At 62.7% G+C, this 636-nt stretch carries 1 protein-coding gene; it reads right to left on the bottom strand.

The genetic code is table 11. The annotated features are described in order from the left end of the window. Positions 1–94 precede the first annotated feature (94 nt). On the bottom strand, positions 95–636 hold a 542-nt coding region (locus QM841_RS42880), incomplete at its 5' end, for a fumarylacetoacetate hydrolase family protein (protein ID WP_283336797.1).

The raw sequence follows: 636 nt of genomic DNA, 5'->3' as shown, positions 1-636 counted from the left end.
CGCATCTGCGGATTGCTCTTAACGGTATTGGTGCTGACTGCGGGCGAAGTGTGTCAAAATCTGCCACCTTCTCGGTTGGCGGCCGACCCTCAGGTCACACGCGTTCGTTGCGGACGGTGTTTTCGTTGCGGACGGTGTTGGTGAGCGAACCAAGGCCTTCGATTTCGACCGTGATGCGGTCACCGTCCGTGAGGAAGACCGGCGGCTGGCGCTTCATCCCCACGCCACCGGGTGTGCCGGTGAGGATGACGTCGCCGGGCAGCAGTGTCGTGAACTCCGAAATCGTCTCGATGAGATGTGGGATATCGAAGATCAGTTGAGAGATGACCGCTTCCTGGAGAACGTTCCCGTCGAGAACGGTCCGGATGCACGCATCGGCGATGCCCGGCACCTCCTGCGGGGTGGAAAGGTACGGACCGATCGGGGTGGAGCGGTCCCACGCCTTACCCTGCAACCACTGATGGGTTCTCCGCTGGTAGTCGCGCATCGAGACATCGTTGGCGACGGTGTAGCCGAGGATGTGTTCGTGGGCCTGCTCGCGCGGAATCCGCCGACCGGGACGGCCGATGACGAGGGCCATCTCGGCCTCGTAGTCGATCTCGGTGGTCTCCGGCGGTGCCACGATGTCGTCGTACG

It is taken from the genome of Rhodococcus sp. IEGM 1307 (assembly GCF_030056915.1).
In the GTDB taxonomy this organism is placed as follows: domain Bacteria; phylum Actinomycetota; class Actinomycetes; order Mycobacteriales; family Mycobacteriaceae; genus Rhodococcus_F; species Rhodococcus_F opacus_D.
Note: the sequence above shows the minus strand (reverse complement) of the source record. Positions and strands in the feature narration are given on the sequence as shown.